Origin of the sequence: Mycobacterium hippophais (assembly GCF_027529605.1) — a bacterium.
GTDB classification, from domain to species: domain Bacteria; phylum Actinomycetota; class Actinomycetes; order Mycobacteriales; family Mycobacteriaceae; genus Mycobacterium; species Mycobacterium arseniciresistens.
In genome coordinates this window covers 99,050-119,895 of sequence record NZ_JAPZPY010000009.1, presented here as the reverse complement: position 1 = coordinate 119,895, position 20,846 = coordinate 99,050, and the positions used below count along the sequence as shown (strand labels likewise).

Sequence of the window (20,846 nt, the reverse complement as noted above, 5' to 3'; positions counted from 1 at the left end):
TAGCGCACTACTCGTGCCAGAGCGCTCCGGCGCGCCGACCCTGAGCGCATGGGCAACAAATACTCCGTCAAGGCAGGCGACACCCTGTGGGGCATCGCCGAACAGTTCTACGGTGACGGCCGCCGTCACAGGGTGATCGCGGTGGCCAACGACCTGGCCGACTCCGACGACATCGTCGTCGGCCAGGAGTTGGCGATCCCCTACGTCACGTACCGATACCAGGTCCGCGCCGGTGATCGGAAGGCCGATCTGGCGCGGCGCTTCTACCACGACGTGGCGATGAGCGGGGTCTACGAGATCGCCAGCGGGGCCGCGCAGCGTCCGCTCGAGGTCGGCGAATGGCTGGTGGTGCCGGACCTGGCCGACGCCGGGCACCACACGATGGCCGAGGGGGAAACCCTGGAGACCCTCGCGGGCGACTGGTACGGCGTCCCGACGTTCTGGACGATCATCGCGATCGCCAACCGGCTGGGCGGATCCGTCCACCCGCCCGGGACCCTGCTGACCCGGCCGCGGATGAACCGGCGCCGCAGCGTGATTCGCGGCGACACCCTGTGGCGGCTGGCCACCGACGAGTACGGCGACTACGGCGCAGACCGCACGCTGACCGCGGTGAAGCTGACCGCCGCGGCCAACCTGATCACCGATCCCGACCATGTCGGGGTGGGGCAGGTCGTGCACTTCCCGTCGATGTGGCCCTGACTCAGGCGAACGCCTCGACCGGCGGGCACGAGCACACCAGGTTGCGGTCGCCGTAGGCGCCGTCGATGCGGCGCACCGGTGGCCACACCTTCGGCCGGTGACCCTTGCCGAGCGGGTAGGCGGCCTCCTCGCGGGTGTACGGGTGGTCCCAGTCCGCCACCAGCAGGCACTCCGCGGTGTGCGGTGCGCCGCGCAGCGGGTTGTCGTCGACCGACCACTCCCCCGATCCGACACGGTCGATCTCCGCGCGGATGGCGATCATGGCCGCGATGAAGGCGTCGACCTCGGTCAGGCTCTCACTCTCGGTGGGCTCCACCATCAGGGTGCCGGCCACCGGGAAGCTCATCGTCGGAGCATGGAAACCGTAGTCCGCCAACCGTTTCGCGACATCGTCGACGGTGACGCCGGTCTGCTTGGTGATGGGGCGCAGATCCAGGATGCACTCGTGGGCGACCATGCCGTTCTCGCCGGTGTAGAGCACCGGGTAGTACTCGTCGAGCCGGCGGGCGATGTAGTTGGCCGAGGCGATCGCCGTCAACGACGCCGAACGCAGTCCCGCGGCCCCCATCATCCGGATGTAGGCCCAGGTGATCGGCAGGATCGACGCCGATCCGTACGGCGCGGCCGACACGGTGTAGTCGTCACCGAGTTCGTCGGCCAGCGGGTGGCCGGGCAGGTAGGGCGCCAGATGCGACCGCACCGCCACCGGACCGACGCCGGGGCCGCCGCCGCCGTGCGGGATGCAGAACGTCTTGTGCAGGTTCAGGTGGCTGACGTCGCCGCCGAACCGGCCCGGGCGCGCCAGACCCACCAGCGCGTTGAGGTTGGCGCCGTCGACGTAGACCTGACCGCCCGCGTCGTGCACGGCAGCGCAGATGTCGGCGACGTCGTGCTCGTACACCCCGTGCGTGGAGGGATAGGTGATCATCAGCGCCGCAAGGCGTTCCGCGTGCTCGGCCACCTTGGCCCGCAGGTCGTCGAGGTCCACGTCACCGTTGGGGCGGCAGGCCACCACCGCCACCCGCATACCCGCCAGCGCCGCCGACGCCGCGTTGGTGCCGTGCGCGCTCGACGGGATGAGGCAGATGTTGCGTTCGGCGTCACCGCGGCTGAGGTGGTAGGCCTGGATCGCCAGCAGTCCGGCGTATTCGCCCTGCGAGCCGGCGTTGGGCTGCAGCGAGATCTCGTCGTACCCGGTGATGTCGGTCAACCACTCCTGCAGATCGGCGATCAGCCTGCGCAGGCCCGGGGTGTCCGAGGCGGGGGCGAACGGGTGCTGACGGGCGAACTCCGGCCAGGTGATGGGTTCCATCTCGGCGGCCGCATTGAGTTTCATCGTGCACGACCCGAGCGGGATCATGCTGCGGTCCAGGGCGATGTCCTTGTCGGCCAGCGACCGCAGGTACCGCATCATCTCGGTCTCGGTGCGGTACCGCGAGAACGCCGGATGGGTCATGAATTCCGAAGTGCGGGTGGCGATCTCGGGCCCGGCGAAGGGCGCGCCGCCGCGGTCGGCGCCGAACGCCGACAGCACCGTCGCGACGTGCTCGGCGGTGGTGGCCTCGTCGCAGGAGACCGAGACGTGATCGGCGTCGACCTGCCAGACGTTGATGCCGCTCGCCTTGGCCTCGTCGCGGACCTGCGCGGCGCGACCCGGCACGCGGGCGAGCACGGTGTCGAAGAAGGCGTCGTGCACCACCTCCACCCCGGCGTCGGCCAGTCCGGTGGCGACGGCGCGGGCGTGTCCGTGCACCCGTCGCGCGATCGACGTCAGCCCCTCGGGACCGTGATAGCTGGCGTACATCGCGGCGATCACCGCAAGCAGCACCTGGGCGGTGCAGATGTTGCTGGTCGCCTTGTCACGGCGGATGTGCTGTTCGCGGGTCTGCAGCGCCAGCCGGTACGCCGGCGAGCCGTCCGCGTCCACGGACACCCCGACCAGCCGGCCGGGAAGCTGCCGGGCGTGCTTGGTGTGCACCGCGAGGTAGCCGGCGTGCGGTCCGCCGAAGCCCATCGGCACGCCGAACCGCTGGGTGGTGCCGAACGCGACGTCGGCGCCGAACTCGCCGGGCGGGGTGATCAGGGTCAGCGCGAGCAGGTCTGCGCCGAAGGCGACCAGCGCCCCGCGTTCGTGCGCCTCGGTGACCAGGGCCGACCAGTCCACCACCGCCCCGCTCGCGCCGGGCAGCTGGGCGATGACGCCGAAGAAGTCGCCGTCGGGCAGTCCGTCGCGGAGGTCCGCGGTGACGATCTCGATGCCCAGCGGTGCGGCCCGGGTGGCGAGCACCGCCGCGGTCTGGGTGTAGACGTCCACGTCGACGGCCAGCCGGTGGGACTTGCTCTTGCCCGCCCGCTGCATCAGCGTCATCGCCTCGGCGGCGGCCGTGCCCTCGTCGAGCATCGACGCGTTGGACACCTCGAGGCCGGTCAGGTCACAGACCATGGTCTGGAAGTTGAGCAGAGCCTCCAGCCGGCCCTGGCTGATCTCCGGCTGGTAAGGGGTGTAGGCGGTGTACCACGCGGGGTTCTCGAGGATGTTGCGGCGCAGCACCGGCGGCGTCAGCGTGTCGAAGTAGCCCTGCCCGATCATCGACACGGCCACGGTGTTCGAGTCCGCGAGCGCGCGCAGTTCGGCGAGCGCCTCCTGCTCGGAGGCCGCCGGCGGCAGCTGCTCCAGCCCGGGCGCCACACCGTCGGCCGACAGCGCGTCGATGATGTCCGCGGGGAGCGCCTTGTCGGCGAGTTCCTGCAGCGACGCCACACCGATGGTGTCGAGCATCGTGGCGACGGCGTCGGCATCGGGGCCGATGTGCCGGTCGGCGAAACGGGTTGGGTGGGTGTCAACCACTGGTCAGCACTCCTGACGCGTGAGGGCGGAAACCGCTGCGTACCGCTCGGGTTCCTCTCCCTCTGTCGTCGGTGCCTGAGAGATTCGGCGCGAGCGCCTTTCCCCATGGGCGGGTGGACGGCCGCCGTGCCCGGCGGGTCCACCACTTTCCAGAGGCATCGGGGTCACGCGCGGTCCTGGGTGCCTGAGAGGTTGACGGAGAGGTGTTGCTCCTTCGGCGCCCGTGACGTGCAGCCACGGAACTCTCCCGCGTGTGGGCGATGCGTCGACCAGTCTAGCGGTCGGCCGATGCCGTCGCCGTGCACCGCGTGCCGCGCGGCGCAGAAGTGGTGCCTGGTCAGCCGATCTTGCGGTCGCGGTGCTTGCGCCGCGACGCGAGCTCGTCCTCGGGAGCGGCGATCGACTCGCCGCCGTCGGCCCGCTCGCCGGGGAAGTCCGCGATCGCGCCGGTCAGTTCCCGCATCGCGCCGGAGACGGCGATACCGAACACGCCCTGGCCGCCCTGCAGCAGGTCGACCACCTCCTCGGCGGAGGTGCACTCGTAGACGGTGGTGCCGTCGGAGAACAGCGTGATGTTGGCCAGGTCGCTGACGCCGCGCTGACGCAGGTGCTCGACGGCGACCCGGATGTTGTGCAGCGAGATGCCGGTGTCCAGCAGTCGCTTGACGATCTTGAGGACCAGGATGTCCTTGAACGAGTACAGCCGCTGGCTGCCCGACCCTGCGGCGCCCCGGATGGAGGGCACCACCAGCGACGTGCGGGCCCAGTAGTCCAGCTGCCGGTAGGTGATGCCGGCGATCTGGCAGGCGCTCGGCCCGCGGTAGCCGACGAGTTCGTCGGGCACCGAGTCGTCGGGGAACAGGCCGCCCTGGACGGGTTCGCCGACCGGTGCGGTGGCCGGGTTGGCCGCCCTCTCGCCGGAGGACAGATCCAGCTGCTCCTGACGTGGCGTGTCGCCCACTATGGAATCCTCTCGCCGACCGAACCCGCTCGCGGGGAAACTGCGTTGACCTGCACTGCAGTCCACCCGCCACGAGTCCGAATGTGTCCGAGCATACGCTTTCCGACGGCCTGTGACTGCCCGTCGCCCTCAAAGTATGGCGGCCTGCTCCACCGTTGCCGGGCACCTGCGCCGCGTGTCGACGCCGGAGTCGCCAGTTGAGACGCATCCGTGACCATCGACGGAGCCACGGCCGGAATCAGGTCGCCTTGAAGTCGTCGGGCGACACGCTGTCCAGGAACTCCTTGAACTTCTCCACCTCGTCCTCACGGACGGCGCCCGCGGCCTCCTCGTCGTTCTCGTCGGGAATCAGCAGGCCGGCCTCGGCCAGCACCGCCTCCTCGACGTAGATCGGGACGCCGACGCGCAACGCGATCGCCACCGAATCCGACGGCCGCGCCGACACCTTGATGTCGCGGTCGAAGACGAGGTCGGCGTAGAAGGTGCCCTCCTGCAGGTCGACGATGCGGACCTCACGCAGTGAGTGCCCGAGTGCGGCGATCAGGTCGCGGATCAGGTCGTGGGTCAGCGGCCGGGCCGGCTCGACACCCTGCTGCTCGAGCGCGATCGCGGCGGCTTCGGACTGGCCGATCCAGATCGGCAGGTACCGGTCACCGTTGGATTCGCGCAGCAGCAGCACCGGCTGGTTCTGAGGCTGCTCCACGCGAATGCCGACCACCCGTACCTCAGCCATCAGTGTCTGCCCTCCGCACCCGGTGTGCCGCAACCGTTCGGGGCCCAGCGGGCCCCGGACGCGACGAAAAAGCCGTCACGGCGAGTCTAATCCTCACCGATCCAGTACGTCGCGTACGGCCGACTTGATCAATGACGTGTGCAAGGTGATCGCCAGCGCCGCCACCTCGCGGGCGAGGTCGTCGGCCCGGTCACGGGCCCCGGCCTGACTGCCTTTGCCGACGGGACCCGCGATCTGCGCGATCAGGTCGGACTGGCGGTCCGCCGCCGACCGGAACGCCCGCAGGTGCCGCGGCTCGACGCCGTATTCGGCGAGCGCCCGGGCGCACTGCGCGATCACCACGGAATGCTCGTCGAAGAATCCGCCGGGCCCGGTGGTGATGACGCCGCTCTTGACCAGTGCGGTCAGCAACTCCTCCGCCACACCGGATCGCGTGAGCAGGTCCTCGCGGCTCAGCCGGACCTGCGTACGCGCCACCCCCGACGCCGCGCCGTCGGCGCTATCCCCGCCGTCACCGTCCGCCGGCACCAGCCGCGGCACCCCGTAGGGCGACTTGGGTTGCGGCAGCTCGCCGTCCGGTTGTGCGTCCAGCTGCGCCTTGATCACCTTCAGGGGCAGGTACTGGTCCCGCTGGGCGGTCAGCACGAACCGCAGCCGTGCGCAGTCGTATGCCGTGAACCGCCGGTAGCCCGACGCGGTGCGCTCCGGTGTGACCAGACCCTCGGCCTCGAGGAACCGGATCTTGGAGATGGTCACGTCCGGGAAGTCCGGTCGCAGCAGATCGAGGACCGCTCCGATCGACATCCCGGAGAACGCGGGGGTGTCGGGGGCGGTCACGGTCAGCTGCCCGGGCCGCTGTCGTCGTCGGTCTTGGGGCCGGTCAGGAAGACCAGGCGGAACTTGCCGATCTGCACCTCGTCGCCATTGGCGAGCACGGCCGAGTCGACCGGTTCGCGGTTGACGTAGGTGCCGTTGAGGCTGCCGACGTCGACGACCTGGAACTCGCCGGACTCGAGCCGGAACTCTGCGTGACGGCGGCTGACCGTGACGTCGTCGAGGAAGATGTCGCTGTCGGGGTGACGGCCGGCCGACGTGGTCGGCTGGTCGAGCAGGAAGCGCGATCCGGCGTTGGGTCCCCTCTTGACGACCAGCAACGCCGAGCCGACGGGCAGTCCCTCGACCCCGGAGACCGAACCTTCGGCGCTCGCGCTCGCCGGTGCATCGAGTTCGTTGAGGAAGTCGGCGCGGAACACCGAAGTCGTCTCGACAGTGACTTCGTCAGACGTCTGATCTGCTCCGGAACTGCTGTCCTTCTCCGTCACCCGCTGCTCCTTACTGGCTGCTGTGGCGTCATCCGGCCGGTGCTCCGGCCGTCATTTGTCCTTGGTCGACCGTACCGCGCAGTGCGCCTCGTTGTACCCACCACCGCCGGATCGGCCAGTCGTGGGCCGTCACCGCGTCAGGTCGGTCGAACTTGTCCGCACGACCCTAACAACTGCTACTCGGTCACGGTGGCGCGGTAGCCGTCCGCGTCGAGCAGGCCGTCGAGGCCGCCGTCATCGGATCCGCTCGACAGCTGCAGATCGACCAACCAGCCCTCGCCGTACGGATCGGAGTTGACCAGCTGCGGCGTGCCCTCCAGATCGCCGTTGACGGCAACCACTTTCGCGGTGACGGGGGCATAGAGGTCGGAGACGGACTTCGTCGACTCCACCTCGCCGAAGGAATCGCCCGCGGCCACCTCGGTGCCGACATCGGGCAGTTGCACGAACACCACGTCGCCGAGCGCGGCCTGGGCGTAGTCGGTGATGCCGACCCGCACGGTGTCGTCACCGGTGCGCTGAACCCACTCGTGTTCCTCGGTGTACAACAGGTCGGACGGGATCTCGCTCACGCTGCTCCTCGAGGGGTCGTGCTCTGCCGGTTCACTTGACCGGCTGAGCGTATTGGCGGGGTTTCGGTTGCCGCAAGGCGGTGACGTCGACGCGCTCGGCCTGTTGTACCACCATCGTCCCGCCGACCCGTTCGACGCTGTCCATCGCACCACCCGGGATGTTCATCGCTGCCGCAAGGGTCGGCGGATCACCTATGGCCAGAACCGAATACGGCGGATTGAGGGTGACGCCGTCGACATCGAGGGCGCCAGGCGTGCCCACCATCCAGGTGTCCACCCCCACCCGCACCGCCACCGGTTGGCCGTCGCGGGTGCCGCGGATCTCCATGGCCTCCGCCCCTGCGTTGCGCAGCTCGTTGATGACGTCGAGCATCGTCTCGGCCGGCACGCCCGGTGTGGTGTCGGTGATGGTGAGCACCACGCCCGGGCCCGTCGCGGCGACCGTGCCGATCAGGATCGACAGTGCGGCGAGGCGGGCCTGGGCGTTCTCGATGGCGGCGGCGTCGCTGCTACCGGACGCCTGCAGTTGCTCCAGCGTCCGGCGCAGGTCGTTGACTTCGGTGTTGAGCGCCGCCTCGCGCTGCTGCAGCGAGTCCAGCAGCACCAGCAGGTCCGCGGGCCGCGCGGTCTCCAGCGAGTCGCCGGACTCGTTCTGCCGAACCTGCGTCACGATCGCCGCACCGAGCACCACGCACAGCAGGATCGCGAGCGTGCCGAACACGATCTGGCTGCGACCGCGCCGCAGCACGCCCGCGACGCCGCCGGGTCGCAGGTCGCCGATGGGCCGGGGCGGCTCGTCGGGGGGCAGCTCGTGGCGGCCGTGGTGTTCCGCCGGTTCCTCGTGGCGGCCGGGCGTGTCGTCAGGCGAATCGGAGCTCATGCTCAGGCGCCGAACAGTCTGCGCCGCAACGCGGCGGCGTTGCCGAAGATCCGGATGCCGAGCACCACGATGATGGCCGTCGACAGCTGGGTGCCGACGCCCAGCTGGTCGCCGACGTAGACGATGAGTGCGGCGACGAGCACGTTGAAGACGAACGAGATCACGAACACCTTCGAGTCGAAGATCCGCTCGAGGTAGGCGCGCAGTCCACCGAACACCGCGTCCAGTGCGGCCACCACGGCGATCGGCAGGTACGGCTCGACGAACTCCGGCACATCCGGCCGGAACACCAGGCCCAACACGATGCCGATGACGAGTGCCGCGATCCCGATCATGTGTGTCCGTTCATCCCCGATGTGCTCACTGCTGTCCGATCTCCTTGGCGAAGTGGATATCTCGCACCGCACCCGCAGGCAGCGCGAGGTCGTCGGCCGTCCCCACGCCGACACCGACGCCGTAGGCGGCTTCGAGCAACCGCAGCCGCTGCAGGCCCGGAGTGCGGTCGAAGATCTCCGTCATGCTCGGCGGCCCCACCGCGAGGATGGTGTACGGGCTGGTGACCGGCTGGTTGTCCACCAGGATCCCGCCGCCGGCCTGCCGCACGGTGACGTTGGGCCCGATGCGCACCCCACCCACCGAGACCGCCTCGGCGCCGCTCACCCACAGCGAGTTGACCACCAGCTGCAGGTCGCGGTCGAGGATCACCTGCCTGCTGCCGGCCACGCGCTGCTTCGACACGTCGCTGAGGTCCTCGGCCACGCCCGGATCGGTCACGGTCACCGTCAGCCCCGGACCGGTCACCGCGGTGGCGGCGGCGGCGAACGTGGCACCGTCCAGGTTGTCCAGCAGCCGACGGCCCAGTGCGTCGCCCTCGAGCCGGCTGCGCCTGTCGGCGTCCACCTGTGCGGCGAGCGCGTCGCGCTCGGCCGCGAGGCCGTCGTCGGTGGCCTCGGCCGAACGGACGCTGCCGGCCAGCACCTGCTGGGTCTCCCGTGCGGCCGGCGCAGCGGTCTGGGCCTGCGCCGCCGCGATGGCGAACACCGCCGCCACCGCGGCGGCCGCGAGCACCTGCCAGGTCCATTCCGGCAGCCTGCCGCGCGGTCCTTCGGCGGCCCGGCGCGCGGCGGCCGCCGCATATCCGGGGTCGAGATGGTCTGAGAGCAAGGACCGCAGCAACGAGGGCACCGGGATCAGCGTCGGCGCATCCGCTTCGTGCACGTTGCGCCCGGCCTCCGGGTCGTACCCGCCGAGCGCCCGGCTGCGGTCAGCCACCGGAGTGCACCCTCGGCATCCGGCGCAGCACCATCGCGAACTGGATCAGGTAGAGCACGGCCGACCACAGGTAGAGCGCGAGGCCCCAGATCAGGAACGCCCACCCGATCGCCAGGACCACCCTGCTCCACAGGGCCGGGTCCGGGCCGACCGGCTGCCCGAGCAGCACCAGCGGGAATCCCGACATGAGTGCGAACGTCGCGGCCTTGCCCAGGTAGGTCACCGGCAGCGCGGTCAGCCCGCGGGGACGCAGCAGCGGCAGCGTCGCCGCGAGCACGGCGTCGCGCCCGATCAGGGTGAGCACCACCCACCACGGCACGCTGCCGTGCACCGCCAGCGCGATCGGCACGGTCACCATGTAGATCCGGTCGACCAGTGGATCGAGCAGTTCGCCCAGCCGCGACGACTGGTTGTCCACCAAACGGGCGATCTTGCCGTCGGCCCAGTCGGAGAAGCCGCTGAACATCAACAGCGCGACCGCCCACGCGTTGGCGTGCACCACCAGCAGCAGCCACAGGAACACCGGCACCAGCAGCAACCGCAGCACGGACAGTGCGTTGGGGATCGTCAGCACCCGGTCGCGCGGCGCCGGATTCGCTGCGCCTCTGCCCGCGTCACCCCCGGATGCCTGGGACATGGGCCTAAACCTAGCGGAAAACCCCTGGCAGGCTGAGCGCTGCCATCGTGTCGTCGTTCAGCGGGTTGTCGTGCACCATGTACGTCCACGTCGACGTCGGCCGCGCCAGCTTGGAGAGGTCCACACCTGGTTCGTCCTCGATGGACGGCGCAGTCTCGAAGGTCTGCTGAGCAGCCTCGATCGCGTCGGCGGCCAGCGACGCGAAGGCGTCCACCGCCATCCGGTGGAACTCGTCGAGCGGGTTCTGCCTGCCGAGCGCGCGCAGGTGGATGCTCTCCCTGATGTCCGCGAGGTAAGCCAGGTGCTCACACCAGCCGCGGTCCAGGTGGTACAGCATGATCAGCCGGCAGATCTCCTCGAGGCGCTCCTCGGAGAGTTGCTCCAGCAAGTCCTCGTAGCGCTTGGGCGCCAGCTCGGCGAGCTCGTCGCGCGCGGCGGCGGTGCGCAGCAACGTGTCTCGGCGGTCGACGATGATCGCCCGCTGCTGGGCGATCAGCTGGTTGTAGCGCCAGGTGTTGGCGTGCACGTCGAGCAGCCTGCCCTCGGCGACGCGCTGGGCGTGGTCGAGCAGACCCGCCGCCCTCGGCGACACGATGCGGCCGTCCTCGTCGGTCTCGGTCGGCAGCTTGTTCGGCTCCAGGTGGGAGCCCACCAGGTCGTCCTCCCAGCTGGAGAAGAACACCGACGTGCCGGGGTCGCCCTGGCGCCCCGCCCGGCCGCGGAGCTGGTTGTCCAGCCGTTCGGTGTGGTGGCGGCCGGTGCCGACGACGTGCAGGCCACCGAGTTCGGCGACCTCGTCGTGGCCGGCTTCGTCGGAGCCGCCCAGCCGGATGTCGGTGCCGCGGCCGGCCATCTGGGTCGACACCGTCACCGCGCGCAGCCGGCCCGCCTCGGCGATGACGCGGGCCTCCTCCTCGTCGTTCTTGGCGTTCAGCACCACCGCGGGCACCCCGTGCTTGACCAGCTTCTCGTGCAGCTCCTCGGATTCCGCGACGTCGTGGGTGCCGACGAGCACCGGCTGACCCGTGGCGTGCACCTCGGCGATGTGCTCGACGATCGCGTCGGTCTTGGCGGCCGCGGTGATATACACCCGGTCGGTCTCGTCCTCGCGGACGTTCGGGGTGTTCGGCGGGATCGGTGAGACGCCCAGCTTGTAGAACTGGCGCAGCTGCTCGCCGGCGGCCAGCGCCGTGCCGGTCATCCCGCACACCGTGGGATAGCGGTTGATCAGCGCCTGCACCGTGATCGTGTCGAGCACCTCGCCGGTCTCGGTGGTCTCGATGCCCTCCTTGGCCTCGACCGCCGCCTGCAGGCCGTCCGGCCAGCGCTGCAGCGACGCGATGCGGCCGCGCGAGGCGTTGATCAGGTGCACCGCGTCGTCGCGGACGATGTAGTGCACGTCGCGCTGCAGCAGTATGTGCGCGTGCAGGGCGACGTTCACCTCGGTCAGCGTGGTGCCGACGTGTTCCTCGGAGTACAGGTCGATGCCGCCGAGGCGGGCCTCCAGCCTTCGGGCTCCCTCGTCGGTGAGGTGGACGTTGCGGCTGTCGTTGTCCGTGGAGTAGTACCGCTCGGCGTTGCGGTCGGCGATGAGGTCACCGACCAGGCGGATCACCTCGACCCGCGGTGTCTCGCGGTGGCTGGTGCCTGCGAGCACCAGCGGCACCAGCGCCTCGTCGACGAGCACGGAGTCGGCCTCGTCGATGAGCGCGACGTCGGGCCGCGGCGAGACGAGGTCGTCGACGGTGGTCACCAGCTGGTCGCGCAGCACGTCGAAGCCGACCTCGTTGACCGAGGCGTAGGTGACGTCGCACTGGTAGGCGGCGCGCCGTTCGGCGGCGGTGGAGTCCGCGGTGATCCAGCCGACGGTCAGGCCGAGCGCCTCCAGCAGCGGGCCCATCCACTCGGCGTCACGGCGGGCGAGATAGTCGTTGATGGTGATGACGTGCACGTTGCGCCCGCCGATGGCGTAGCCGGCCGCCGCGATCGCGCCCGAGAGCGTCTTGCCCTCACCGGTGGCCATCTCGACGACGTCGCCGGCCAGCATCCGCAGCGCGCCGAGAAGCTGGACGTCGAAGGGCCGCAGTCCGGTCGCGCGTTCGGCGGCCTCGCGGGCGACGGCGAGGAACTGCGGGATGTCGGCGGACTCGGAGAGGTTCTCGAGTTCGAGCAGTTGTGCGGCCTTGCGCAGCTGGTCGTCATCGAGGTCGGCGGCCTTCTTGTCGAAGTCCGCCGACGTCTCGACCTGGGTGAGGGACCGACTCTGGTCCTTCTCGGTGGTGGCGCCGAGCAGCTTCCAGAACCTGCTGCTCAGGCGGCCTTGACTGCGCGTGGTCGTCTTGGGCACGTGTTCACGGTACGCGTTCGCTTCCCCCGCGAGTGTGCGTGTCCGCACGTCGACACGCCGCCCGCGCCGGCGATGCAGGCATGGGTCAGCCCAGGTTGGAGCGGCGTGGATAGGCGACGCTCGGGTCGGTCAGCGCATTGACCACCGCGGGCAGGCCGGCTGCGAACGCCCGCTCCAGCGCCGGGCGGAGCTGGTCGGGCGTGCTGACCAATTCGCCGTGCCCGCCGAGTACGCGCACCACCTCGTCGTAGCGGGTGCCGGGCCGCAGTTCGGCGACCACCGAGTAGCCGTACAGCGCCTCCATCGGGTGCTTCTCGAGCGCCCACACGCCGTTGTTGCCGATCACCGACACCACGTTGACGCCGTGCCGAACCAGGGTGTCCCACTCCATCCCGGAGAAGCCGAACGCACCGTCGCCCTGCAGCAGCACCACCTGCCGCTCGGGCCGGGCCAGCTTCGCGGCCAGCGCATAACCGGGCCCGGAGCCCAGGCAGCCGAAGGGTCCGCTGTCCAGCCACGCCCCCGGCACGTAGCTCTCGATCATCCGGCCCGCGTACGAGCCGAAGTCGCCGGCGTCGATCACCACGATCGCGTCGCGATCGAGCAGTGGCGCCAGTTCGGCGTACACCCGCATCGGGTGCAGCGGCGTGCGCATGTCGTCGAGGTCGGCCTGTTCCTGCGCCCGCACCGAATTCTCGTTCTCATGCAGATCCGCCACCCAGGCCTCGTGGTCGCGGCCGCCCGCACCGGCCAGCGCGGTCAAGGTGGTGGTGAGGTCGCCGTAGAGCGCCGCGGCGACGGGGCGCGGGTGCGGCCGCGCGGGCGCCGCGCGGTCGGCCACGATCACCGCGGTGTCCTCGCCGAACACCGCGCCGAAGCCGAGGCGGAAGTCCATCGGCACCCCGATCACCAGCGCGACGTCGGCCTCCCGCAAGGCCTTCGACCGCGCGCGGGAGAACGCCAGCGGGTGATCGGCGGGCACCACGCCGCGCGCCATCCCGTTCATCAGCACGGGGATCCGCAACGCCTCGGCCAGCTGCAGCAGCGCCCGTTCGCCGTGGCCCCACCACACGTTGGTGCCCGCCATGACGACCGGCCGCGCCGCCGACGCCAGCAGCGCCACCGCCGTGTCCAGCGCGGCGCCGTCCGGCGGCGTGGCCGCAGGCGGCGCCGTCAGCGCGCCCGGCTCCGCGGTGTCCGGTGCCGCGCCGAAGACGTGATCCATAGGGAAGTCGACGAACGACACCCCCGAGGGCGCGCCGACCGCCGCCCGCAGGGCATCGTCGACCAGACCCGCTGCCGCGCCCGCCGACTGCGCGGTCGCCGCGAATCGGCACAGCGGCGCGACGAACGGCACGTGGTCGATCTCCTGCAGCGAGCCCTGGCCCCAGCGCATCGCCGGTGCCCGCCCGCCGAGGATCACCAGCGGCGACTGGTTCTGCTGCGCGGCGGCCATCGCGCTCATCCCGTTGGTGATTCCCGGACCGGCCGTCAGCGCAGCGACACCCGGCACCCGCGTCACCTTCGACCAGCCCTCGGCGGCGAACGCCGCGGTCTGCTCGTGCCGGGTGTCGATCAGCCGGATCCCTTCGGCCCGACAGCCGTCGTAGATCGGGAAGATGTGTCCGCCCGACAGCGTGAACATCGTGTCGATGCCGCTGGCGCGCAACCGCCGTGCGATCAGATGCCCGGCGTTCACGCCCTGTTCGGCAGGAGCCTCATTGCTCATGGCGGCAGCATATCGGCGGCATACGCTCTGACTGTGCACACCGCGATGGACTCGTGCACGTCGTGGCGGCGCCCACCGCAGATGTCAACTCCACCATGCTGGCGTACCTGGGCAACACCTGCGGCTGACGGTGCGCCACCTCCCCGTTACCGGCGCCGGTCTGCGGTAGCTTCGCGCTGACCGGCCTGCGGCCGAGGGAGGTACCGCCGGATGGACACCGCGACGTTCAGCCCGTCGATCGACTGGAGCGTCGAGCCCGTCCACTCGGCCGTGTGGGTGCTGGCCGTCTTCCTGGTCACCGTGGCGGTGCTGGTCGTGGTTGCCGCCGTGATCGGTCGGACCACGGCGTGGGGGCGTCAGTTCGTCCGCATCACCGGGCGGTACTTCACCGGCAGGCAGAGTCTTCCGGCGTGGGGCCTGCTGGCCGTGCTGCTGCTGCTGACGATCGTGTCCGTCCGCATCAGCATCCTGCTCACCTACTACGCCAGGGACCTGTTCACCGCACTGCAGGTGGCCTTCCAGACCGGTTCGGGAGCCGGCGCGGGCGCCACGGGCGTGCAGGGTTTCTGGTCGACGATGCTGGTGTTCGCGGTGCTGGCGGTCTGCTACGTCATCCGGCTGCTCGCCGATCTGTACGTGACGCAGCGGTTCATCATGCGGTGGCGAATTTGGTTGAGCCGCCGTTTTATTCACCGCTGGCTCGACGGAAATGCCTACTTTCGAATGCAATTCGGGCGTCAACCGGTCGACAATCCCGACCAGCGCATCCAGGCCGACATCGACATCTTCACCACCGGCGCAGGCGCCGAGCCGAACAATCCGGCCTACTCCTCGAGCCACGTGCTGGTCTTCGGTGCAGTGGAGGCGGTGCTGTCGGCGCTGTTCTTCGGGATCATCCTGTGGGAACTGTCCGGGCCGCTGAGCTGGCTGGGCGTCACCGTGCCGAGGGCGCTGTTCTGGATCGTGCTGGCGTACGTGCTGGCGGTGACGGTGGTCGCGTTCGTCATCGGCCGGCCGATGATCCGGTACAGCTACGTCAACGAACTGCGCAACGCCAGCTTCCGCTACGCGCTCGTGCGGATGCGCGACGCCGGCGCGGCCGTGGGCATGTACCGCGGGGAGCACGTCGAACGGCGACTGCTCGACGGACGGCTGTCGGCGGTGATGGACAACTACCGGCACTGGCTCAACCGGATGATGCTGTTCATCGGCTGGAACACCTCAGCCAGCCAGGCGATCAACCCGCTGCCCTACATCGTTCAGGCGCAACGGCTGTTCGCACAGCAGATCACCTTCGGTGAGGTCATCCAGTCGGCCCAGGCGTTCGGCGCCATCCACGACTCGCTGTCGTTCTTCCGCAACGCCTACGACAACTTCGCCAGTTACCGCGCGGCCACCATCCGGCTCGACGGACTGGCCCGGGAGAACCGCAACGCCGCGGCAGGCGGGCGGGTGGAGGTGGCCGCCGCCGGTGACGGCGCGCTCGCGGTCGACGAGGTCGAGGTGCGCACCCCGGAGGGGACGGCGCTGATCCGCGACCTGTCGCTGCAGCTGGCCCCCGGCGACTCACTGCTGGTCAGCGGACCGTCCGGCATCGGGAAGACGGTGCTGCTGCAGAGCCTGGCGGGCATGTGGCCGTTCGCGTCGGGAACGGTCGAGCTTCCGGGCGGCCGCGACGGGGCGATGTTCCTCCCTCAGTTGCCCTACCTCCCCCTCGGCGACCTGCGGGCGGTCGCGTCGTACCCGACCGACGTCGCCGACGACCGCGACATCCAGTCCGCGCTGCTGCGGGTCGCGCTGTCCCACCTCGTGATCCGCCTCAACGAGGTGCGGGACTGGTCCAAGGTGCTCTCCCCGGGAGAGCAGCAGCGCGTCGCCTTCGCCCGGGTGCTGCTGACCCGGCCCCGTGTGGTGTTCCTCGACGAGTCGACCGCGGCCATGGACGAGGGTCTGGAACTGATGCTCTACGACTTGCTGCGCGCGGAGCTACCCGAGGCGATCCTGGTCAGCGTCAGCCACCGCGCCACGGTCGCGCAGATGCATCGCCGGAGGCTGCAGCTGGTCGGCGACGGCCGCTGGCACCTGGGCCCCGCCACGCCCGGTTGACGCGTCCGGGACCACTCCGCACAGCCGCTCGCGGTACCTTGCCCGGATGGACGGAATGTTCGTGCCCAGCCTCGACTGGAGCAGTGAGCTGCTGGAGTCGCTGGAATGGATCGCCAGGGGCTGGCTGTACGCCGCGGTGGCCACTCTGGTCATCCTGGTGTTGATCGCCAAGACCACCACCTGGGGCCGGCAGTTCTGGCGCGTCACCAGCGGCTACTTCACCGGGCCGGACAGCGTCATCGTGTGGGCCTGGTTGGCGGGCCTACTGCTGCTCGTCATGGCGAGCGTGCGGCTGTCGGTGCTGTTCTCGTTCCAGGGCAACGACATGATGACGAGCTTCCAGGTGATCGCCGCCGGGGTCGGTGCGGGCGACGAGGCGGTCAAGCAGTCCGGCGCGGACGGCTTCTGGATGTCGCTGACCATCTTCGCGATCCTCGCCGTGCTGAACATCGTGTTCATCGTGCTCGACCTGTTCGCCGCGCAACGGTTCATGCTGCGCTGGCGCACCTGGCTGACCGATCAGCTCACCGGCGACTGGCTGGACGGCAAGGCGTACTACCGCTCCCGGTTCATCGACGACACCATCGACAACCCGGATCAGCGCATCCAGGCCGACATCGACATCTTCACCACCGGCGTGAATTCGCAGCCCAACACGCCGGGCAACACGTCGACCTCCACCCTGCTCTTCGGCGCCGTCTCCGCCATCGCGTCGATGTTCGCTTTCACCAAGATCCTGTGGGACCTGTCGGGGCCGATCACCCTGCCGGTGATCCAGTACGAGCTGCCCCGGGCGATCTTCTGGATCGGCATCGTCTACATCGTCGTCGCCACCGTCGTCGCGTTCGCGATCGGCCGGCCGATCATCCGGCTGTCGTTCAACAACGAGAAGTTCAACGCCGTCTTCCGCTATGCGCTGGTGCGGCTGCGCGACGCGTCCGAGGCCGTCGCGTTCTACCGCGGTGAGCTCGCCGAGCGCAGCGGTCTGCGACGGCGGTTCGTCCCGATCGTGGAGAACTACAAGAAGTACGTGAACCGGATGGCCGGCTTCCTCGGCTTCAACTTCGCGATCACCCAGAGCCAGGAGGTCATCCCGTACCTGGTGCAGTTCTCCCGGTTCTACAACGGTGAACTCACGCTGGGTCAGCTCACCCAGACCGCGGGCGCGTTCCGCGAACTGCTGACCGGACTGTCCTTCTTCCGCAACGCCTACGACAACTTCGCCGGCTACCGCGCCGCCATCATCCGTCTGCACGGACTGGTGATCGCCAACGAGGAGGGCCGGGCGCTGCCCGAACTCGACCGGTCGGACAGCGGCGACGGCACCGTGCAACTCGACGACGTCGAGGTCCGCACCCCGGACGGCCGGCAGCTGGTCAACCCACTGGACCTGCACCTCGAGCCCGGCGACACACTGGTCGTCACCGGCGAGTCGGGCAGCGGAAAGACCACGCTGCTGCGCAGCCTCGCCCAGCTGTGGCCCTTCGCCTCCGGATCGATCGCATACCCCGACGACGAGAACGCGACGATGTTCCTGTCGCAGCTGCCCTACGTGCCGCTGGGTGACCTGCGGACCGTCGTCTCCTACCCCAGCCAGGCGGGCTCGCTCGACGACGCGGACCTGCGGCGGGTGCTGGCGCAGGTCGCGCTGCCGCACCTGGCCGACCGCCTCGACGAGGTGCAGGACTGGGCCAAGGTGCTCTCACCCGGCGAGCAGCAGCGCATCGCGTTCGCCCGGATCCTGCTGACCGCCCCGAAGGCGGTGTTCCTCGACGAGACAACCTCGGCGCTCGACGAGGGGCTCGAGCTGATGCTCTACCAGCTGGTGCGCCGCGAGCTGCCCGACACGATCGTCGTCAGCGTCAGCCACCGCAGCACGGTCGAACAGCACCACGCCAGGCAACTGCAACTGCTCGGCGAGGGCGAGTGGCGGATCAACGACATCGAGCGGGACCCCGCCCCGGCCTAGTGGCGGGCGGCGTGCTCGCCGGCGCGCCGGCCGAAGAACGAACCCTCGCCCAGCTGCGTGCCGCTGGAGTAGCCCCTGCCGTCCTGGGCGATGTTCGACGCGCACGCCCCGGCGGCGTACAGGCCCGCGACCGGCGAGCCGTCCTCCCGCAGCACCTCTCCGTCGATGGAGACCGCGAGCCCGCCCATGGTGAACCCGGAGTACATGGCCCGGCCGAGCGACAGGTCGAACGCCGCCCACGGTCCCTCGGTCTGCGGCGCGACGTAGTCGGGGTGCTTGTGGAAGTCGGGATCCTCACCGCGCGCGGCGTTCTCGTTGTAGCGCTGCAGCGTCGCGGCGAGGCGGCCGGCCGGGATCTCGAGCGCCTGCTCCATCTCCTCGACGGTCTCCCAGCCGTCGATGAACTTGATCAGCGGCATCGCAGGCATCTCCATGTGCGCCTCGTCGACGATCAGGTAGGCGATCTGCTCGGGCTGCTCGAGGACGTAGGCCGACGTGCGCGAGTGATAGGAGTCCTCGGCGACGAACCGCTCACCGTCCTTGTTGACGATGACGCCGGTGAGCAGGATCTCCGGCGGATAGGCGGCGGCGGTGATGAACAGCTGGTCGAGATTCTCGGCGACTCCCCCGGCGGACACGCCGAGCCGGATGCCGAGGCCGTCGTCGTTGGGGTTGCCCAGGATGTAGGGCTCCACCAGCCCATGGTGCTTGGTCTTGCGCTTGTGGCCCAGCGCCGGAGTGTGCTCGGCGACCATGTCGGGGTTCATCGCGAAGCCACCCGCGGCGATCACCACGGACCTCGCCTTGCTCGCCCCCGTCTCGGTGAAGTGCTTCCACGTCGCGCCGATCACGGCCCCGTCGGCCGTCACGAGGTTCGTCGCCCCGGTCTCGTAACGGATCTCGACGCCGAGTTCGTCCGCGCGCTTGAGCAGCAGGTCGATCACCATCGCGGCGCCGCCGAGCTCACCGGGGACGGGCACCGAGTGGCCCCGCGGGGAGGGCACGGCCTTCTCGGTGAACGGCCACACCTTCTCGTTGCCGGTGTAGGACAGGCCCTCGGTGCCGGGCGGGACGACGACCTTGCCGGGGTAGAAGCTGCGCTCGAATTGGAAGCCCAGGTCCTCGAGCCAGGTGAAGTGCTCGACGCTGCCCTCGCAGTAGGCGCGGATCTTGTCGTGGTCGGGCTCGCGCGACACCGCGACGAGGTACTTGTACATCTCCTCGGCGCTGTCGTCGTGGCCGGTGGCCTGCTGCACCGCGGTGCCGCCGCCGAGGTAGAAGTGACCGCCCGCCATCGACGTGGTGCCGCCGGCCGCGGCGGCCCGCTCGAGCACCAGCACCCTGGCGCCGGCGGCGGCGGCGCTGACCGCCGCGCATCCGCCCGCGATGCCGAAGCCGATCACCAGGACGTCGACGTCGTCGGCCCAGTCCGGCACGTCCGCGGCGTCGACGGTCTGGGGAATCTCGGTTGTCACTGCTGCTCCTGTTTCACTGCTGTTGTTGTCGGACGTAGTCGAAGAATTGGCGGATCTCGTCCGGGATGTGTGCGATCTCGATGTAGGGCACCCCGGACCGCTCGTCGGAGACGTAGGCGAAGCGCATTCCGCCGGGCATGACGCCCTGCGCGGCGACGGTCGCGCCGCCGTCGGCGGCGGCCGCCACCGCGGCGTCGAACGCGGCCTCGTCGGTGACCTCGACGCAGACGTGGTGCAGGCCGGGTCCGGACCGGTCGAGGAACTCGGAGTACACGCTGTCACCGGAGCCGGGGGCGATCAGCTCGAGCTGCAGGTCCCCCGCGTAGCTCAGGGAGATGTCCGCGGTGTAGTCCGCCGGCTGCCCGCGGTGCGTGCAGGTGTCGGGACCGAAGTGCACGCCGGGCATCCGCACCCAGTTCCGCGCGCCGAGCAGCGCCGACAGGCTGCGCTCGGTCGCGGCGAGGTCGTCGGTGACCCACGCGAGCTGGACAGGTGTCTGATTGGGCATCGGGTCGAGAATATCGCCGGTCGCCCCCCGTGGCTAGAACGTGTTCTAGTTTCGTCCGGTCATCTCGTCGACCAGCAGCCCGAACAGCGCGTCGAACAACAGGGCCGGCCGGGTGAACGTGTCGGAACCGTACTGACCGAACACCTCGAGGTTGATCGCCCCGACCAGTCCCGCCCACAGCGCGATGCACCGGACCACCAGCGTGTCGCCGCCGTCGAATCCGAACTCTGCGCGGAGTCCGTCGAAGTCCGACGACAGTGGTTGCCCGGCAACACCTTCCGGCACGCGGATCTCCCCCGCGGCGACGCCCTCGGCGACGGTGTCGAACAGCGCCTGCACCACCCGGGTGCCGGGCAGGACGGTGCGTTCGGCCGGGGCGTGGTAACCGGGCACCGGACTGCCGTAGAGCAGCGCCCACCGCGCCGGCTGGTCGACCGCCCACTGCCGGGCCGCGCCGCCCATGCCGAGCAGGCGGTCGCGGGAGGACGCGACCGGGACGGCGCGTGCCCGGTCGACGGCATCGGCGAGTTCGGAGTACGCATCGACCAGCAGCAGCGTGAGCAACTCGTCGCGGCTCGCGACGTAGCGGTACACGGCGGACGACACCATCCCCAGGTCGCGGGCGATGGCGCGCAATGACAGGCCGGCCGGGCCCTCGGTCTCCAGGTGCTTGCGCCCGAGCGTGACGATCTGCGCCTCGATGCGGTCGCGTGACTCCTGCCGTTTGCCCACGGGGCCAGTGTGACACAAAGCGAGAACACCGCTCTTGCTTTATCACTGATCCG

General features: G+C 69.9%; 18 protein-coding genes and 2 riboswitches. Of the genes, 3 read left to right on the top strand and 15 right to left on the bottom strand.

From position 1 onward, the window contains the following. Positions 1–48: 48 nt before the first annotated feature. Positions 49–702 carry a LysM peptidoglycan-binding domain-containing protein gene (locus O6P37_RS19145; protein WP_269895557.1) on the top strand — a complete coding sequence of 218 codons (654 nt, stop codon included), beginning with the start codon at positions 49–51 and terminating at the stop codon, positions 700–702. 1 nt (position 703) lies between these two features. On the opposite strand, the gene gcvP is transcribed toward O6P37_RS19145, so the two are convergent. The 12 genes from gcvP to O6P37_RS19085 all read right to left on the bottom strand — a co-directional run bounded on the left by gcvP (position 704) and on the right by O6P37_RS19085 (position 14,003). After that, the gene (gcvP, locus tag O6P37_RS19140) at positions 704–3,550 is read right to left on the bottom strand and encodes an aminomethyl-transferring glycine dehydrogenase (RefSeq protein WP_269895556.1); all 2,847 of its coding nucleotides are present in this window, start codon (positions 3,548–3,550) and stop codon (positions 704–706) included. Positions 3,551–3,602: 52 nt separating this feature from the next. Continuing rightward, a riboswitch (glycine riboswitch) is annotated at positions 3,603–3,711 on the bottom strand. Further along, positions 3,712–3,810, bottom strand: a riboswitch (glycine riboswitch). Between the two features lie 77 nt (positions 3,811–3,887). Further along, entirely contained in the window at positions 3,888–4,511 is a 624-nt protein-coding gene (locus O6P37_RS19135) for a MerR family transcriptional regulator (RefSeq protein WP_264010833.1), read from the bottom strand. A 238-nt stretch (positions 4,512–4,749) separates the two neighbouring features. After that, positions 4,750–5,244: a bifunctional nuclease family protein gene (locus tag O6P37_RS19130; protein WP_264010834.1), complete on the bottom strand. Its 495-nt coding sequence runs from the start codon at positions 5,242–5,244 to the stop codon at positions 4,750–4,752. A gap of 93 nt (positions 5,245–5,337) precedes the next feature. Beyond that, positions 5,338–6,081 carry a transcriptional regulator FtsR gene (gene ftsR / locus O6P37_RS19125; protein WP_269895555.1) on the bottom strand — a complete coding sequence of 248 codons (744 nt, stop codon included), beginning with the start codon at positions 6,079–6,081 and terminating at the stop codon, positions 5,338–5,340. Positions 6,082–6,083: 2 nt separating this feature from the next. After that, the gene (garA, locus tag O6P37_RS19120) at positions 6,084–6,566 is read right to left on the bottom strand and encodes a glycogen accumulation regulator GarA (RefSeq protein WP_264010837.1); all 483 of its coding nucleotides are present in this window, start codon (positions 6,564–6,566) and stop codon (positions 6,084–6,086) included. Positions 6,567–6,742: 176 nt separating this feature from the next. After that, entirely contained in the window at positions 6,743–7,138 is a 396-nt protein-coding gene (gcvH, locus tag O6P37_RS19115) for a glycine cleavage system protein GcvH (RefSeq protein ID WP_269895554.1), read from the bottom strand. A 31-nt stretch (positions 7,139–7,169) separates the two neighbouring features. Beyond that, on the bottom strand, positions 7,170–8,018 hold the full coding sequence (locus O6P37_RS19110) for a DUF881 domain-containing protein (RefSeq protein ID WP_269895553.1): 849 nt from the start codon (positions 8,016–8,018) through the stop codon (positions 7,170–7,172). Between the two features lie 2 nt (positions 8,019–8,020). Continuing rightward, positions 8,021–8,353 (bottom strand): small basic family protein, encoded by a 333-nt coding sequence (locus O6P37_RS19105; protein ID WP_264010840.1) that lies wholly within the window; start codon positions 8,351–8,353, stop codon positions 8,021–8,023. Positions 8,354–8,378: 25 nt separating this feature from the next. Continuing rightward, complete coding sequence (locus tag O6P37_RS19100) at positions 8,379–9,290, bottom strand: DUF881 domain-containing protein (protein ID WP_269895552.1); 912 nt, start codon at positions 9,288–9,290, stop codon at positions 8,379–8,381. Beyond that, positions 9,283–9,927 (bottom strand): CDP-alcohol phosphatidyltransferase family protein, encoded by a 645-nt coding sequence (locus tag O6P37_RS19095; protein ID WP_269895551.1) that lies wholly within the window; start codon positions 9,925–9,927, stop codon positions 9,283–9,285. The genes O6P37_RS19100 and O6P37_RS19095 overlap by 8 nt, the downstream gene beginning before the upstream one ends. 10 nt (positions 9,928–9,937) lie before the next feature. Beyond that, positions 9,938–12,274 (bottom strand): accessory Sec system translocase SecA2, encoded by a 2,337-nt coding sequence (secA2, locus tag O6P37_RS19090; RefSeq protein ID WP_269895550.1) that lies wholly within the window; start codon positions 12,272–12,274, stop codon positions 9,938–9,940. Positions 12,275–12,359: 85 nt separating this feature from the next. Beyond that, positions 12,360–14,003, bottom strand: coding sequence for an acetolactate synthase (locus O6P37_RS19085; protein ID WP_269895549.1), 1,644 nt, complete (start codon positions 14,001–14,003; stop codon positions 12,360–12,362). 210 nt (positions 14,004–14,213) lie between these two features. Between O6P37_RS19085 and O6P37_RS19080 the strand changes: the two genes are divergently transcribed. Continuing rightward, positions 14,214–16,109, top strand: coding sequence for an ABC transporter ATP-binding protein/permease (locus O6P37_RS19080; RefSeq protein WP_269895548.1), 1,896 nt, complete (start codon positions 14,214–14,216; stop codon positions 16,107–16,109). A 55-nt stretch (positions 16,110–16,164) separates the two neighbouring features. After that, positions 16,165–18,078, top strand: coding sequence for an ABC transporter ATP-binding protein/permease (locus O6P37_RS19075; protein WP_408633211.1), 1,914 nt, complete (start codon positions 16,165–16,167; stop codon positions 18,076–18,078). Here the strand turns inward: O6P37_RS19075 and O6P37_RS19070 are convergent. The 3 genes from O6P37_RS19070 to O6P37_RS19060 are packed head-to-tail and all read right to left on the bottom strand — an operon-like array spanning position 18,075 to position 20,793. After that, positions 18,075–19,553 carry an FAD-binding protein gene (locus tag O6P37_RS19070; protein ID WP_269895546.1) on the bottom strand — a complete coding sequence of 493 codons (1,479 nt, stop codon included), beginning with the start codon at positions 19,551–19,553 and terminating at the stop codon, positions 18,075–18,077. The genes O6P37_RS19075 and O6P37_RS19070 overlap by 4 nt on opposite strands. A gap of 13 nt (positions 19,554–19,566) precedes the next feature. After that, positions 19,567–20,061: a VOC family protein gene (locus tag O6P37_RS19065; RefSeq protein ID WP_269895545.1), complete on the bottom strand. Its 495-nt coding sequence runs from the start codon at positions 20,059–20,061 to the stop codon at positions 19,567–19,569. A 45-nt stretch (positions 20,062–20,106) separates the two neighbouring features. Beyond that, positions 20,107–20,793, bottom strand: coding sequence for a TetR/AcrR family transcriptional regulator (locus O6P37_RS19060; RefSeq protein WP_269895544.1), 687 nt, complete (start codon positions 20,791–20,793; stop codon positions 20,107–20,109). Between the last annotated feature and the right edge of the window lie 53 nt (positions 20,794–20,846).

Excerpts from the sequence above, each read along its gene's own strand:
- O6P37_RS19095 (WP_269895551.1), bottom strand. The coding sequence starts at position 9,927 with ATGTCCCAGGCATCCGGGGGTGACGCGGGCAGAGGCGCAGCGAATCCG.
- O6P37_RS19085 (WP_269895549.1), bottom strand. The coding sequence starts at position 14,003 with ATGAGCAATGAGGCTCCTGCCGAACAGGGCGTGAACGCCGGGCATCTG.
- O6P37_RS19145 (WP_269895557.1), top strand. The coding sequence starts at position 49 with ATGGGCAACAAATACTCCGTCAAGGCAGGCGACACCCTGTGGGGCATC.
- O6P37_RS19080 (WP_269895548.1), top strand. The coding sequence starts at position 14,214 with ATGGACACCGCGACGTTCAGCCCGTCGATCGACTGGAGCGTCGAGCCC.
- O6P37_RS19130 (WP_264010834.1), bottom strand. The coding sequence starts at position 5,244 with ATGGCTGAGGTACGGGTGGTCGGCATTCGCGTGGAGCAGCCTCAGAAC.
- O6P37_RS19065 (WP_269895545.1), bottom strand. The coding sequence starts at position 20,061 with ATGCCCAATCAGACACCTGTCCAGCTCGCGTGGGTCACCGACGACCTC.
- O6P37_RS19110 (WP_269895553.1), bottom strand. The coding sequence starts at position 8,018 with ATGAGCTCCGATTCGCCTGACGACACGCCCGGCCGCCACGAGGAACCG.
- O6P37_RS19105 (WP_264010840.1), bottom strand. The coding sequence starts at position 8,353 with ATGATCGGGATCGCGGCACTCGTCATCGGCATCGTGTTGGGCCTGGTG.
- O6P37_RS19075 (WP_408633211.1), top strand. The coding sequence starts at position 16,165 with ATGTTCGTGCCCAGCCTCGACTGGAGCAGTGAGCTGCTGGAGTCGCTG.